Source organism: Flavobacterium esculini (genome assembly GCF_048284325.1).
Taxonomy (GTDB): domain Bacteria; phylum Bacteroidota; class Bacteroidia; order Flavobacteriales; family Flavobacteriaceae; genus Flavobacterium.
The window spans coordinates 89,233-103,095 of the sequence record NZ_JBLVPI010000014.1 but is presented as its reverse complement, the minus strand read 5'-3'; the positions used below and the strand labels follow the sequence as shown (position 1 = coordinate 103,095).

Below are 13,863 nucleotides of genomic sequence, written 5' to 3'. Positions count from 1 at the left end.
AGGGAACAAATATAAAGCAAAATATTAGTTCAACAAGGCTTTTGCGTGATTTAAGGCTGATTCAGAAACGATTGTTCCTGATAACATTTGCGCAATTTCCACCACTCTATCTTCTGCGTTTAACAACTTTAGTTCCGATTGTGTATCATCACCAACAGTTGATTTAAACACTTTGAAATGTGCATTCCCTTTTGCAGCGATTTGAGGCAAATGCGTGATGGCAAAAATTTGCATCTGCTGACTCATTTCCTTCATAATTTCACCCATTCTGATGGCAATCTCTCCGGAAACCCCCGTGTCAATTTCATCAAAAATTAGTGTTGGCAATTTTGAATATTGTGCCAAAATGGCCTTAACAGCCAGCATAATTCTGGACATTTCTCCACCAGAAGCCACTTTTTTCAATAAGCCAAAATCAGTTCCTTTATTGGCAGAAAATAAAAACTGAAGTTCATCTTTTCCATTTTGAAAATACGTTTCACTAACATTAATATCGATTTTGAAACGTACATTCGGCATTCCCAAAGTTTCTAAAATAGCGATCAATTTTTGTGATAAAACCGGAATAGATTCAAATCTATTATCATGAATTATAGTCGACATAGTATCTAATGTCGTCGTTTTTTGCTCAATCGAATGCGTTAATGCGATAATTTCTTCTTCGATATTTCCTAACTCTAAAACTGAATTTTCTAAATTTGTTTGAATTTCCAGTAATTCATCCACAGTATTTACCTGATGTTTCTTTTGCAAATTAAAAATACTCTGAAGCTTTTGGCTAATTAAGTCCAATTGTTCCGGATCATTAATTAGTTTTTCCGAACAACGATTCATCTCCTCTGAAATATCATCAAACTCAATCGTTACGCTTGTAATTCTTTCCAACAAAGAATGATAATCTGCTGAAAAAGGAGCGATTTTTTGCAATGCAATTTTAATTTCTTTCAAATTATTTAATACTCCTATCTGTTCTTCATTGGCAATAGCCAACCCTTTATCGATAGATTCTTTAATAATTTCAACATTATTTAACTTCTCAAAATCGGCTTCAAGAGTTTCTTGTTCACCTGATTTTAATTGAGCCGCAACCAATTCATCCAATAAAAAAGTATTGTATTCCTGTTCTTTTTTAGATTCGCTTTGTCTTTTCAGTAGCGAATTCAATTTGGATTTATCCGATTTATAACTTTTCAAAAGCGATTGGTAATCCAGAATCGTTTCTTTATTATTGGCAATGGCATCAATAATATCGAACTGAACATTTTCATCTGAAAGTTCTTGGGTTTGCTGTTGCGAATGAATATCAATCAAGAACAAGCTCAATTCCTGAAGTTCCTGAAGGTTTACCGGACTGTCATTGATAAAAGCCCTGGATTTACCTGAAGGCAGGATTTCCCGTCTAATTATAGTTTCATTTTCATAGTCTAAATCATTGGCATCGAAAAATGGCAACAAATTATACTTTGAAATTTCAAAATGAGCTTCAATGATGCACTTTTCTTCTTTATTTTTCAAAGAAGTCAAGTCGGCTCTTTTTCCTAAAACCAGTCCCAATGCTCCTAAAATTATTGATTTACCAGCTCCTGTTTCTCCTGTGATTGTTGAGAAACCTTTTGAAAAATCGATAGACAATTTTTCTATTAAAGCATAGTTTTTTATCGAAAGTGACGTTATCATCTATATATTGTTTTGGAATGAGGAGCTAAAGATTAAATTAAAAATTGAAAACCAATTAATATTTTATTAGCACCCATTTACTTGAATTCAAAGGAGAAATTTTATTCAGATTATCGACTAAATCTGATATAGTAATACTTGGTCCGCCAGAAAATATAGAAACTATTTCATCTGATTTAGCATCAAAAAAAACACGCGTTAAAAAGGCATTAGGTCTTGAAGCATTTAATTTTGCCAGATTAATTAACGATCCTTTTATTTTTTCTTTCGAGGCCTTTAAATCCTGACTCATCAAGTCTAATCCGGTATGATAGTCATATAGGGTTTGTCTGACTTGTTTGAATGTCGGGGATAAAATATCGTTTATCAAAAAATATCGATTTTGATTTCCATCCGTTTGTCCCCATCCTTTAGATCCTCCTTGTTGCGCCACATTAGAAATATTCTGGGCAATTTCAAAATTTGGATTTCCGGATTCCAAAACAAAAGTATCCAAATCCATTCCTAAAATCACGTAACTGTAAAAAGCAATTACTGAAACTAAATTAGAATCGAAAGTTGTTGGATTAAAAATTAAATTTTCGAACTCCGTATATCTAAAACTAAAGTCTTTATCATTAAAATTTAATACTGGAGATGCGTAGGAAGAATTAAAAATGGGTCTCGATGATTGCACCTGAATAGTCGCCGTAAATTGATCCGAACTATTCGAAGAAACAGTAATATACATAGAGCAATTAATCTTTTCATTTTGTTTGAAAGTCTGCCCTGTCCAATCCGTTTTGTTTACAAATTCACTTATTGACGTTTCCAGTGTCTTGAAAACTTGCTGATTTGCATTACTTAATTTTTGTGCATTTACTGTCACTGTACAATTTAATTGTTGCGCATGTAAAAACCCAAAAGTCAGGAGTAAAAGAAAAGTAATTATTTTATTCATCTGTAGCTTTCTATTGTTTCTTATGGGTCATCTATAAATCACTAACCTTCATTGCCGTTTGAATTGCAATCCGCTAGCTCATTTCATAAAAGTGAGCAATTACTTTATTTAGTATATCATCTGCAACTGCTTCTTTCGATTTCAATTCCATGGCTTCGATAGTAAAAAACTTGTCAATGAAGGTAACTTTATTTGTTGCCTTTCCAAAACCGGCACCTTTATCTTGCAACGAATTTAGAACTATCAAATCTAAGTTTTTTTTCTGAATTTTCAACTTCGCATTTTCAATTTCATTTTCTGTTTCCAAAGCAAAACCAATTAAAAACTGATTTTTTTTACTTTGTCCTAAAGATGCTAAGATATCCTTTGTTTTCTCCAATTCAATAGTGAAATCATCTGCATTCTTTTTTATCTTTTGTGAAGCTACATTCTTAGGCTTATAATCCGCAACTGCGGCAGCTGCAATTGCAACATCTACATCCGCATAATAAAGATGACAGGCATCATACATTTCCTGAGCAGAAATAACAGGAATCACTTTTATCAATGGATTGGTTGCTATACAATGTGTAGGACCAGTCACTAATAGCACTGAAGCTCCCAGATTGGCAGCACTTGAAGCAATATCAAAACCCATTTTTCCCGAAGAATGATTTCCTATAAACCGTACAGGATCTATCGCTTCATAGGTAGGACCGGCAGTAATTAATATTTTTTTACCTTTCAATGGCAATCTGCATTCTAAATCAGCTTCAATAAAGGCAACAATATGTTCCGGTTCAGCCATTCTTCCTTCTCCTGAAAGTCCACTGGCTAATTCTCCGCTTTCAGCAGGAATTATAGTATTTCCAAATTCAGTAAGCGAGAAAAAATTAGCAATGGTAGAGGGATGTTTGTACATGTCCAAGTCCATTGCAGGAGCATAATAAACGGGACATTTTGCCGATAAATAAGCTGCAATCAAAAGATTATCACAAGTGCCATTTGCCATTTTGGACAAGGTATTAGCAGTTGCTGGAGCAATAACCATCAAATCAGCCCAAAGTGCTAATTCAACATGATTATTCCATTTCTCATTTTCGTCGTCTTGATTGTAAAAGCTAGAAAATACGGGATTTTTAGATAACGTAGATACCGTTAATGGAGTTATAAAATCCTTAGAAGCAGGTGTCATTATCACTTGGACATGCGCACCTGCTTTTATGAAAAGTCGTATTAATGAAGCTGTTTTATAGGCTGCAATTCCACCAGAAATACCTAGTAAAATTTTCTTACCGTTTAAAACTGACATTACTACTATTACTTATTTGAATCTCTGTGGTAAATTTTACCATCTAACCATTCTTGAACCGCTAAAGCGTGAGGCTTAGGCAATTTTTCGTAAAATTTTGAAACCTCAATTTGCTCTTTGTTTTCAAAAACTTCTTCAAGACTGTCATTATATGTAGCAAATTCTTCCAATTTCTCAGTCAATTCTTTTTTGATTTCAGAATTGATTTGGTTTGCTCTTTTAGCCATAATGGTTATCGCTTCATACACGTTTCCAGTAGGTTCTTCAATAACATTTTTGTTGTATGTTATTGTATTTACCGGAGCATTCGTCTTTTTTAAATCCATGACTTTATTTATTTAGTAAATTTTTGTAAATCTTTTTCAATTCTAGCGAACATTTCGTCTGCTTTATTTTTATATTTTGTATTGGCATCAAATTTAACCAAATTTGAATGTGCCACTTTCGCAACATTTAAGCGCTCTTCCATTTTTGCAGGAACACTATTGATTGCCAGTTGATAAGCTGAATCATATTTGTAAAACAATGCATCTTCCTTGAATTTTGTTCCGGGATAATCAGCTATAAAATTATCAAAAGCAACTATCGCTGATTTAAAATCGGAAATAGTATTGTACCCTTTTGCATTTTCATATACCTTTTTCTCTATTTTATCACTTAGCACTTTTAAAGTTGCATTAGCCTCTGCTAAGTATTCCGAATTAGGATAAGTATCAATAAATGCTTGTAATTTATCTATCGCTTTCACTGTATCTGCCTGATCCAAGCTGTAAACTGGAGATAGCATTGAATAACTTTTTGCACCTAAATAAGCCGCTTCTTGTATTTTTTCACTTTTTGGATAACCAGAAACAAAACTTTCAAATTGGTATCCTGCTAAATAATATTGTTTGGTTTTGTAATACGATTGTGCAAACATGTAAAACAACTTTTCCGCTTGTGGTTTCCCTCTGTATGCCGGGGCAATTTGTTCAAAAAGACGAATCGCTTTTGAATATTTACCTGTATCGTACAATTTAGTAGCTATGTCAAATTTTACAGCAACATCTTCGGTTTTTAGTGCTTTTTGATACTCGTTACAAGAATAAAAAAGGGTAACAAGAAGCAATAGAGATATTATTTTTTTCATTTTTTTACTTTTTTTACGATTCCTTGGTTGCATTCAACCTACAAAAAATCATACCGAAGTTTCGGTGGCAAATTTAGTTATTAATTTAGCTACTACAAAATATATTTTTGCATAAAAAAAGACACCGCTTTTTACGCTTGTTTATTCATTTTTTCAACAAATTGACCAATTCTGTTTGCCAATGACTCATCTACATTTACTAATGGTAGACGCACTGTATTTTCAGCGATTCCCAGTGAGAGAAACACTTGTTTGATTCCTGCAGGATTTCCCTGCTCAAAAATCATATCAATACAATCTGATAATAGGTATTGTGTTTTGAACGCTTCCTCTACTTTTCTATTTAAACCCAATCGAATCATTTCAGAGAATTCTTTTGGAAAACCTTGTCCAATTACGGATATAACACCAGATCCACCTGCCAAAATCATGGGCAAAGCAATCATATCATCGCCAGAAATCACAAGAAAATCCTTTGGTTTGTTTTTTAATATTTCCATCGCTTGGACAATATCTCCAGCCGCTTCCTTGATAGCCACCACATTTTCAAAATCATTTGCTAAACGCAAAACAGTTGACGGCAACATATTACTTGCCGTTCTTCCCGGTACATTGTATAAAATGACCGGAATTGGAGAAGCTTCAGCAACAGCTTTAAAGTGTTGGTAAATCCCTTCCTGGGTTGGTTTACTATAATATGGCGAAACTGAAAGTATAGCAGCAAATTTTGATAAATCTCTCGTTTTAAGCTCGTCTACGACTTTCATTGTATTGTTACCTCCAACGCCTAATACCAATGGCAATCTTCCATTATTAGTTTCTATTACCGTTTTGATAACTAATTCTTTTTCGCCTTGGGACAATGTTGCATTTTCAGCAGTTGTACCAAGTACGACAAGATATTCAATTCCATTATCAATGGAGAAATTTACAATTCTTTTTAATGCTTCAGTATCAATTGAAAAATCTTCGTTAAATGGCGTCACAAGGGCAACACCTGTTCCTATTAATGATTGCATATTGGATTATAATTTGTTTAATATTTTTAAATATCTAAATAATTCGTGAGTGAAAACGTTATAATTTTCGACATTGGTATTAATCATAAAATGATTTAATCTTTTATCTATTGATGAAAATCCAACTTTAAATTGTGCTTTTGAATTATGAGTAACAACCATTAAAATTGCTTTTTCAACATCATAATAATTGATTAGCAAATCAAACTTTTCGTTTACAAAATCATTTACTTGTGGATGCGTAATCTCTCCTTTCCAATTGAGATGTTTCGCTCCAAAAGCCGGATTCGCCAGCGCATCGCTTTTTTTAAATTTATCTTTGTAAACAATAATTTTAATATTGTCTGCTGGAATTCCATTTGCTATTAACTCGTTAATCAAGGCCTCCTTTTCCGAAAAATAACTGGCATCTATAAGTAAACCTACAGTTTGTATAGAAGTTGAAAGCGAGCTGCTTTTAACATTATGCAAGCTGTTTTTTAATATTTTTTTCACAGAAAAATCCTTTATGTAATTTAAAAACATATTACTTTTACTTGATTACAAAATTAATTAATTAAGTCGCATTTGAAATGGTAAATCTAAAAAAGTATAACGATGTTTTAAAACTTTTTGTTATATTCTTAACATTTGTTTTTATTACTTCCTGTAGTAAACAAAATTATTATACTACGAAGATAGAAGGTAAAAGAATTCCAATTACTGAAAAGGAAAACCAAGCTCCTGACACGAGCCCAGATAGGGAACAAACGAAGCAAATTGAGCACTTTATCAAACCCTACCGCGAACACATTAATAAAGATTTAGACAGCGTTCTGGCGTATTGTCCGGTAACTTTAGATAAAAATTCCGGCAAATGGCAGACAACTATTGGAAATTTACTGGCTGATGTTAGCTTAATGCGAGGCAATTTAGTTTTTAATATCAGAGAAAAAAAGAATATCGATATCTGTTTACTGAATCATGGCGGTATTCGCTCAATTCTTCCAAAAGGGAATGTTACCAGCAGAACTGCTTTTGAAATTATGCCTTTTGAAAACAGTATGGTAGTCATTGCTTTAAAAGGAGCGCAAATTTTTGAATTAGTTGATTATTTTATAGCCGAAAAAAAACCACATCCTTTATCTGGAATAACCTTTACGATTGACAAAAATAATACAGCCAAAAATATCTTAGTTCAAGGAAAACCAATTGAAAAAGACCAAATTTATTATGTAGCCACCAATGATTATTTATCCAATGGTGGCGACAATATGAATTTCTTTAAAAAAGGCGTTCAGAAATATGTTTTGGATTATAAATTACGGAATATTTTAATTGATTATTTTAAAGAAGTGGATACAATTCCAGTGATAAATGATACCAGAATTATTGTTGAATAAAAAAGAATTCGGTTTAAAAAAGAAAATAGTTCCATAAACATATAGCCCTAGCCCTGATGAAAGCGGCATCCTTTGTGTTTTTTCTTTAAAAACATAAAGATATAGCGTACAGCAGGAAATAGCTCCAAAAAAACGAAAATGAAAAGAAGAGATTTTATAGAAAAAACCGCTGCAAGTACCGCTTTATTGAGTTTAGGATTGCCATTATCCAGCTTTACATCTAGAGAGACGAAACACTTGACAATTCTACATACGAATGATGTTCACAGTTATATAGATCCTTTTCCGGCGAATCATCCCAGAAATCCTAATATGGGCGGAGTTGTACGAAGAGCGGCTCTTATAGAATCAATCAGAAAAGAAAATTCAAATGTATTGTTGCTTGATGCCGGTGATATTTTTCAGGGAACCCCCTATTTTAATTATTATGGAGGAGAATTAGAATTTAAATTGATGAGCATGATGCAATATGATGCTTCTACAATAGGGAATCATGATTTTGATAATGGCGTTGAAGGTTTGTATGCACAAATGCCTCATGCGAAGTTTGAATTCTTATCAGCAAACTATGATTTTAAAAACACCGTGATGGACGGTTTTGTAAAACCGTATAAAATATTTAATAAAAACGGAATCAAAGTTGGAGTTTTTGGCCTTGGAATAGAACTCGATGGATTAGTGGATAAAGGAATGTATAAAGAAACTGTTTACAACAATCCTGTTGAGGCTGCACATGATATGGTTCGGATTTTAAAAAAAGAGCAACAATGTGATTTAGTGATTTGTTTGTCGCATTTAGGGTATAAATACAAAGACGAACCCAATAAAATTTGTGATTTAAAACTAGCGGAACTGACCCAGGATATTGACTTAATAATAGGCGGTCACACGCATACTTTTCTTGATAAACCAACGGTTGCAAAAAATATTATTGGCAAAGAAGTTTTAGTAAATCAAGTGGGCTGTTATGGAATTAATTTAGGCCGAATTGATTTTTATTTGGATAACAATAAACGGAATGCATCCAAAGGAACATCAATTATTGTTTAATTTATTGATAGATTTATCATTTGCAATAAAGTAATTTACCATAAAAAAATAAGAAAATACCTGAGTTGCCATTTCGATTAGACTAAAAACAGAAAGCTTTAGATAAAATCCATTTAGAACATAAAAAATATCAGAAAACATAAAAAAAACTGACATTAGAAGTAAATTTAGAAAAGCAAAAGTTCCTTTTGCAATGTAATTTACAACAGATATGCAAATCAACATACTTAAAACAATACTATAAATTATAATAATTGAAAAATCTGTTTTCATTTTCTCAAATTGCAAACTCAAAATTGTAGTCGACAAAATGACCAATGCAATTATTACAATTATCAATGAAAAAACAGCTATTCGATCAAACTTTATTTTTTTTAAGCTTTGAAAAAGATGAACCATTAATAACATATAGACAATCAAAAAACTTAAAACAGAACCTGTTTCTGAATCATTATAATTCACCAAAATAAAAGCATCACCTATAAAAGAAAAGAGAAAAACACTCGCTTTTATTAAATCAATTTTGTAATTATTTGTTGTTAAATAGTAAATAAAGATTGAAGGCACTACAATAGAATTTGCATAAAGCACTAATGATTCTTGCCCTAGTAAATCAAATAAAACAGTCAATATACAAGCGGAAAAATAAAGTATAAGAGAAGGTGTGCTAGCTTTCATTTATCAGTTTCATAAAATCATCTTCAGAAACTATCGGGACATTAAGTTTATTGGCTTTTTCTAGTTTAGCCGGTCCCATATTATCTCCGGCAACAACATAATCTGTTTTGGCAGAAATAGAACTTGCCACTTTCCCACCGTTATCTTCAATGGCTTTTTTTAAATCATCCCTAGAAAACTTCTCAAAAACACCTGAAACTACAAAGGTTTTTCCAGAAAGTTTATCCGTGGCATTTGGATTTATTTTTTCAACAATTTCAAATTGTATGCCATGTTTTCTTAATCTTTCGATTATAATCCTATTTTCTTGATTTTCGAAAAAATCAATCACGCTTTGTGCAATTCGGTCTCCAATTTCATCCACTAAAATCAAATCCATCAATGTGGCCTGACTCAAAGCGTCTATACTTTTATAATGCTTCGCTAATTTTTTAGCCACTGTTTCACCAACAAATCGGATTCCAAGAGCAAATAAAACGCTTTCAAAAGGAATATTTTTCGAATTTTCTACCCCTTTCACCAAATTTTGAGCAGATTTTTGAGCCATTCTTTCCAAAGGAAGAATTTGTTCTACCGTCAATTCATATAAATCAGCATAATTGTGAACCAATCCATTATTAAAAAGTAACGCAACTGTTTCTCCGCCAAGGCCTTCGATATCCATAGCTTTTCTGGAAATATAATGTTGTATTCGTCCAATAATCTGTGGAGGACAACCATAAAAATTCGGACAATAGTGATTCGCTTCGCCTTCCGATCTGACCAATTCTGTATTACATTCCGGACAATGCGTGATGTATTTTGTAGGCTGCGTATTTTCTGGACGTTTGCCTAAATCAACTGCAATAATCTTAGGGATTATCTCTCCTCCTTTTTCTACAAAAACGGTATCTCCTACACGAATATCCAATTTCTCAATTTGATCAGCATTGTGTAAAGAAGCACGTTTTACAATAGTTCCAGCTAATTGTACTGGCTCTAAATTTGCCACTGGAGTAATAGCCCCGGTTCGTCCTACTTGATAGGATATAGAGCTTAATTTTGTTGAAACTTGTTCTGATTTGAATTTATAAGCAATTGCCCAACGCGGAGATTTAGCTGTAAAGCCTAATTCATCCTGGTAGTGAAAAGAATTTACTTTTATCACAACACCATCCGTTTCATAAGGAAGAGTATGCCTATGTGTATCCCAATAATCAATGTATTGAAAAACTTCTTCTAGATTATGAGCAAGTTTTGCTTCTTTTGGTGCTTTAAATCCCCATTGTCTAGCCGTTTCTAATCCTTCATATTGCGATTTGAAAGGCAGATTATTTCCAATTAAAAAATACAACAAACAATCCAACGGTCTTTTTGCAACTTCGGCACTGTCTTGTAATTTCAAGCTTCCCGAAGCCGTATTTCTAGGATTTGAATACGGTAATTCCCCAATTTCGATTAAATCCTGATTCATTTTTTCGAAACCGGCAAAAGGCAAAATGATTTCACCTCGCACATCAAATTTATCAGGAAAATTTCCTTTTAGCTTAAGCGGAATTGATTTTATGGTTTTAATATTATTAGTCACATCATCCCCTTGAAAACCATCACCACGAGTAACTGCCCGTTTTAATTTTCCGTTTTCGTAAGTTATGCTGATTGATGCCCCGTCATATTTTAATTCGCAGGTATATTCTAATGGAACTTCCCCGAGAACTTTTTGAATCCGCTTTTCCCAATCGACTAATTCTTCTTTAGAATAAGAATTATCAAGAGAATACATTCGGTGTTCGTGAGGAACGGTTTGGAAGTTTTTTGTAATCGTACCGCCTACTCGTTGCGTAGGGGAATTTTCATCAAAGTATTCTGGATATTTATTTTCTAAATCTTGAAGCTGCTTTAATTTCAAATCAAATTCATAATCAGAAATTATTGGTGTATCCAACACGTAATAATTATAATTGTGCTGATTTAATTCCTCTCTTAAAGTTTGAATTGTATTTTGAATATCCATAGAAAATAAAAATTGGCTATTTTAGTATTTGAAAAAGTGTACTAAAATAACCAAATTAAAAGAAACAGCAATACAATTATGACTGTATAATCGTATTTATTTGTTTGTATAAAAGACCATCACTTAAAAAAGAACCTTGTTGGATTAATTCGAAAACAGAAGTATTACGCGCATCAGAAAACTCCTTTTTCCCTACTTTCATTTCAATTGTATCGGTAAACATGTTATCGCTAAGCCATTGCAATCCTTCTTTGGTCAGAAAATCTGTTTCTGGAACCAATGATTTCAAAACAATAGATTGAACATAAGTCTCAAAACAATGAAAAAGGAAAATATGATTTTTAGAAAAATGTTCTAAATATTCTGCTTTTGTTAAAACCCCTTCCCAAACCAAATCAGAAAAAACATCAAGCTCTTGTTCTGCAACTTCCGGTTTTTCATTTTTAATTTTATCCCACTCCGCTTTATCAATTGCTTGAGTAGCTAAAAAATTAGTAAATTCAGGTACTAATTCTTCAAATTGCTCTTTTGTTAATCTTGAGTATTTCATTTATGCTGAATTTATTTCAGTATCTTAAATAATTAAGATGCTCTTTTTTTTATAAGTTAAAGAATCTGAAACCAGTTCAGATTAAACAAAAAAAAATCCCGACTTCCATCGGGATTTAATTATATAAATTTATGAATTATGCTTTTTCAGCAACAATTTCATAAGGTAATTCAATAATTACATCTCTGTGTAATCTAACGCTAGCAGCATATTTTCCTGTACGTTTAACGATTCCACTAGTAATAAACTTTCTGTCAATTACTTGACCACCTTTAGCTAGAGCTTCAGCAATGTCAATATTTGTGATTGAACCAAATAATTTTTCACCACCTGCTTTTGCGAAAATTTTAATTTCGATAGCTTTCAAAGTTTCAGCTAATGATTTAGCATCGTTAACTACTTTTTCTTCTTTGTGAGCTCTTTGTTTTAGGTTTTCAGCTAATACTTTCTTTGCAGAAGAAGTAGCCAAATGTGCGTGACCTTGTGGGATTAAAAAGTTACGACCGTATCCGTTTTTCACATTTACTACGTCATCTTTAAATCCTAAATTTTGAACATCTTTTCTTAAAATAAGTTCCATGTTGTTGTCCTTTTTTATAGAAGTTAGGTTTCATATTTCAGAAAACCAACAAACTGTTAATTTTTATTATTTTAGTAAATCCGCCACATATGGCATTAAAGCTAAGTGACGCGCTCTTTTTACAGCTACAGACACTTTTCTTTGGTATTTCAATGAAGTTCCTGTTAAACGACGAGGAAGAATTTTCCCTTGTTCGTTTACAAATTTCAATAAGAAATCAGCATCTTTATAGTCAATATATTTGATACCTGATTTTTTGAAACGACAGTACTTTTTAGTTTTGTTTGTTTCTATGTTTAAAGGAGTAAGATATCTGATATCTCCGTCTTTTTTTCCTGAAGCCGATTGTTGTAATGTTGCCATGATAATTAAGCTTTTGTAGATTTTAATTTAGTTCTTCTTCTTTCAGCCCAAGATATAGCATGTTTGTCTAAACTTACAGTTAAGAAACGCATTACTCTTTCGTCACGTCTAAATTCAGTTTCAAAAGCAATTAGAACTTCTCCTGCTACTTTGAATTCGAATAAATGGTAAAAACCACTTTTTTTGTTTTGAATTTCGTAAGCCATCTTTTTAAGACCCCAGTCTTCTTTCGATACCATTTCAGCTCCACGACTAGTAAGAAAATCTTCAAATTTGCTTACTGTTTCCTTTACCTGAACTTCAGATAAAACGGGATTTAAAATGAAAACAGTTTCATAATGATTCATAAATATTTTATTTATTTGTTAATTTGGCTGCGAAAGTAATCAATTATTTTAAACAAACAATAACAATTTCACTTTATTCGTTGTATGGTAAAAAAAACCGACGAAAATTAGTTTTTTAAATAAATGATTATTAAATTTACTATTCCAAATCTTAAAATTCAAAAATTATGAAACTTAATTGTGTAGTAGTTGACGATAGTTCCATTCAAAGAATGATCATCGCAAAGTTAGTGAATAATCATCCAAATCTGCATTTAATTGGTGATTTTTCTAATGCAATTGAAGCTAGAAGCTGCATGTCCGTGCATAATGTGGATTTAATATTTCTAGACATTGAAATGCCCGTAATAAGCGGTTTTGATTTTTTAGATGGTTTAAAAATCAAACCCCAAATAATCTTCATTACTTCTAAAGCGGAGTATGCCATGAAGGCATTTGATTATGACGCTACCGACTATCTGCAAAAACCTATAGCTATAGACCGTTTCAATGCATCTGTTAGAAGAGCTATGGATTTATATTCTCTTAAAAAAGAAAATAAAGAAGAAGAAGGGGAACATATTTTCATTAAGAGCAATCTGAAAAAATTAAAAATCTTTACTTCTAAAATTAAATGGATTGAAGCTTTTGGCGACTATGTTAGAGTTGTTACAGAAGAAGACAGTAACTTAGTACTTTCTACGATGAAATCTTTTGAAAATGATTTGTCTAAAGAAAAATTCATCCGAGTTCACAAGTCCTATATTATAAATATAGACAAAGTGGAACGCTTCAACAGTAAGTTTGCCGAAATTGGAGTTACTAAAATACCTTTGAGTAGAAATAAAAAAGAAGATTTAGTTAAAGCCCTTTCATTTGCCTAAA

The 13,863-nt window shown here is 32.2% G+C and carries 16 protein-coding genes; 3 read left to right on the top strand and 13 right to left on the bottom strand.

Annotation, left to right across the window (positions count from 1 at the left end):
- Nucleotides 1–24: 24 nt before the first annotated feature.
- The 7 genes from recN to ACNQGG_RS12780 form a co-directional block, all read right to left on the bottom strand.
- Nucleotides 25–1,677 carry a DNA repair protein RecN gene (recN, locus tag ACNQGG_RS12810; protein ID WP_417964560.1) on the bottom strand — a complete coding sequence of 551 codons (1,653 nt, stop codon included), beginning with the start codon at nucleotides 1,675–1,677 and terminating at the stop codon, nucleotides 25–27.
- 55 nt (nucleotides 1,678–1,732) lie between these two features.
- Nucleotides 1,733–2,617, bottom strand: coding sequence for a type IX secretion system protein PorD (gene porD / locus ACNQGG_RS12805; RefSeq protein WP_417964558.1), 885 nt, complete (start codon nucleotides 2,615–2,617; stop codon nucleotides 1,733–1,735).
- A 73-nt stretch (nucleotides 2,618–2,690) separates the two neighbouring features.
- Complete coding sequence (coaBC, locus tag ACNQGG_RS12800) at nucleotides 2,691–3,908, bottom strand: bifunctional phosphopantothenoylcysteine decarboxylase/phosphopantothenate--cysteine ligase CoaBC (RefSeq protein ID WP_417964556.1); 1,218 nt, start codon at nucleotides 3,906–3,908, stop codon at nucleotides 2,691–2,693.
- 8 nt (nucleotides 3,909–3,916) lie between these two features.
- The gene (locus ACNQGG_RS12795) at nucleotides 3,917–4,234 is read right to left on the bottom strand and encodes a DNA-directed RNA polymerase subunit omega (RefSeq protein ID WP_035671643.1); all 318 of its coding nucleotides are present in this window, start codon (nucleotides 4,232–4,234) and stop codon (nucleotides 3,917–3,919) included.
- 8 nt (nucleotides 4,235–4,242) lie between these two features.
- A complete protein-coding gene (locus tag ACNQGG_RS12790; RefSeq protein ID WP_416858366.1) occupies nucleotides 4,243–5,037 on the bottom strand; it encodes an outer membrane protein assembly factor BamD in 795 nt (264 codons plus the stop codon).
- 131 nt (nucleotides 5,038–5,168) lie between these two features.
- Nucleotides 5,169–6,056 (bottom strand): 4-hydroxy-tetrahydrodipicolinate synthase, encoded by an 888-nt coding sequence (gene dapA, locus ACNQGG_RS12785; RefSeq protein ID WP_417964554.1) that lies wholly within the window; start codon nucleotides 6,054–6,056, stop codon nucleotides 5,169–5,171.
- A 6-nt stretch (nucleotides 6,057–6,062) separates the two neighbouring features.
- Nucleotides 6,063–6,551, bottom strand: a complete 489-nt coding sequence (locus tag ACNQGG_RS12780; protein WP_417964552.1) for a DUF6913 domain-containing protein — start codon at nucleotides 6,549–6,551, stop codon at nucleotides 6,063–6,065.
- A gap of 77 nt (nucleotides 6,552–6,628) precedes the next feature.
- Between ACNQGG_RS12780 and ACNQGG_RS12775 the strand changes: the two genes are divergently transcribed.
- Both ACNQGG_RS12775 and ACNQGG_RS12770 read left to right on the top strand, forming a co-directional pair.
- Nucleotides 6,629–7,438 carry a 5'-nucleotidase C-terminal domain-containing protein gene (locus ACNQGG_RS12775; protein ID WP_417964550.1) on the top strand — a complete coding sequence of 270 codons (810 nt, stop codon included), beginning with the start codon at nucleotides 6,629–6,631 and terminating at the stop codon, nucleotides 7,436–7,438.
- Nucleotides 7,439–7,576: 138 nt separating this feature from the next.
- Nucleotides 7,577–8,488, top strand: coding sequence for a bifunctional metallophosphatase/5'-nucleotidase (locus ACNQGG_RS12770; protein ID WP_417964548.1), 912 nt, complete (start codon nucleotides 7,577–7,579; stop codon nucleotides 8,486–8,488).
- Here ACNQGG_RS12770 and ACNQGG_RS12765 read toward each other — a convergent pair.
- The 6 genes from ACNQGG_RS12765 to rpsF form a co-directional block, all read right to left on the bottom strand.
- Nucleotides 8,474–9,166: a lysoplasmalogenase family protein gene (locus tag ACNQGG_RS12765; RefSeq protein WP_417964546.1), complete on the bottom strand. Its 693-nt coding sequence runs from the start codon at nucleotides 9,164–9,166 to the stop codon at nucleotides 8,474–8,476. The genes ACNQGG_RS12770 and ACNQGG_RS12765 overlap by 15 nt on opposite strands.
- A complete protein-coding gene (ligA, locus tag ACNQGG_RS12760; protein WP_417964544.1) occupies nucleotides 9,156–11,159 on the bottom strand; it encodes an NAD-dependent DNA ligase LigA in 2,004 nt (667 codons plus the stop codon). Before ligA ends, ACNQGG_RS12765 begins: the two co-directional genes overlap by 11 nt.
- A gap of 76 nt (nucleotides 11,160–11,235) precedes the next feature.
- Complete coding sequence (locus ACNQGG_RS12755) at nucleotides 11,236–11,709, bottom strand: DUF6495 family protein (RefSeq protein ID WP_417964542.1); 474 nt, start codon at nucleotides 11,707–11,709, stop codon at nucleotides 11,236–11,238.
- A 136-nt stretch (nucleotides 11,710–11,845) separates the two neighbouring features.
- Complete coding sequence (gene rplI, locus ACNQGG_RS12750) at nucleotides 11,846–12,289, bottom strand: 50S ribosomal protein L9 (protein ID WP_417964540.1); 444 nt, start codon at nucleotides 12,287–12,289, stop codon at nucleotides 11,846–11,848.
- Nucleotides 12,290–12,355: 66 nt separating this feature from the next.
- Nucleotides 12,356–12,652 carry a 30S ribosomal protein S18 gene (gene rpsR / locus ACNQGG_RS12745; protein WP_007138295.1) on the bottom strand — a complete coding sequence of 99 codons (297 nt, stop codon included), beginning with the start codon at nucleotides 12,650–12,652 and terminating at the stop codon, nucleotides 12,356–12,358.
- A gap of 5 nt (nucleotides 12,653–12,657) precedes the next feature.
- The gene (gene rpsF, locus ACNQGG_RS12740; protein ID WP_035671622.1) at nucleotides 12,658–12,999 is read right to left on the bottom strand and encodes a 30S ribosomal protein S6; all 342 of its coding nucleotides are present in this window, start codon (nucleotides 12,997–12,999) and stop codon (nucleotides 12,658–12,660) included.
- Between the two features lie 167 nt (nucleotides 13,000–13,166).
- Here rpsF and ACNQGG_RS12735 point away from each other — a divergent pair, with 167 nt between their 5' ends.
- A complete protein-coding gene (locus ACNQGG_RS12735; RefSeq protein ID WP_416844320.1) occupies nucleotides 13,167–13,862 on the top strand; it encodes a LytR/AlgR family response regulator transcription factor in 696 nt (231 codons plus the stop codon).
- The last annotated feature ends 1 nt before the right edge of the window (nucleotide 13,863 follow it).

Coding starts and splice junctions, on each gene's coding strand:
- recN (WP_417964560.1), bottom strand. CDS start 1,677: ATGATAACGTCACTTTCGATAAAAAACTATGCTTTAATAGAAAAATTG.
- porD (WP_417964558.1), bottom strand. CDS start 2,617: ATGAATAAAATAATTACTTTTCTTTTACTCCTGACTTTTGGGTTTTTA.
- coaBC (WP_417964556.1), bottom strand. CDS start 3,908: ATGTCAGTTTTAAACGGTAAGAAAATTTTACTAGGTATTTCTGGTGGA.
- ACNQGG_RS12795 (WP_035671643.1), bottom strand. CDS start 4,234: ATGGATTTAAAAAAGACGAATGCTCCGGTAAATACAATAACATACAAC.
- ACNQGG_RS12790 (WP_416858366.1), bottom strand. CDS start 5,037: ATGAAAAAAATAATATCTCTATTGCTTCTTGTTACCCTTTTTTATTCT.
- dapA (WP_417964554.1), bottom strand. CDS start 6,056: ATGCAATCATTAATAGGAACAGGTGTTGCCCTTGTGACGCCATTTAAC.
- ACNQGG_RS12775 (WP_417964550.1), top strand. CDS start 6,629: ATGGTAAATCTAAAAAAGTATAACGATGTTTTAAAACTTTTTGTTATA.
- ACNQGG_RS12770 (WP_417964548.1), top strand. CDS start 7,577: ATGAAAAGAAGAGATTTTATAGAAAAAACCGCTGCAAGTACCGCTTTA.
- ACNQGG_RS12765 (WP_417964546.1), bottom strand. CDS start 9,166: ATGAAAGCTAGCACACCTTCTCTTATACTTTATTTTTCCGCTTGTATA.
- ligA (WP_417964544.1), bottom strand. CDS start 11,159: ATGGATATTCAAAATACAATTCAAACTTTAAGAGAGGAATTAAATCAG.
- ACNQGG_RS12755 (WP_417964542.1), bottom strand. CDS start 11,709: ATGAAATACTCAAGATTAACAAAAGAGCAATTTGAAGAATTAGTACCT.
- rplI (WP_417964540.1), bottom strand. CDS start 12,289: ATGGAACTTATTTTAAGAAAAGATGTTCAAAATTTAGGATTTAAAGAT.
- rpsR (WP_007138295.1), bottom strand. CDS start 12,652: ATGGCAACATTACAACAATCGGCTTCAGGAAAAAAAGACGGAGATATC.
- rpsF (WP_035671622.1), bottom strand. CDS start 12,999: ATGAATCATTATGAAACTGTTTTCATTTTAAATCCCGTTTTATCTGAA.
- ACNQGG_RS12735 (WP_416844320.1), top strand. CDS start 13,167: ATGAAACTTAATTGTGTAGTAGTTGACGATAGTTCCATTCAAAGAATG.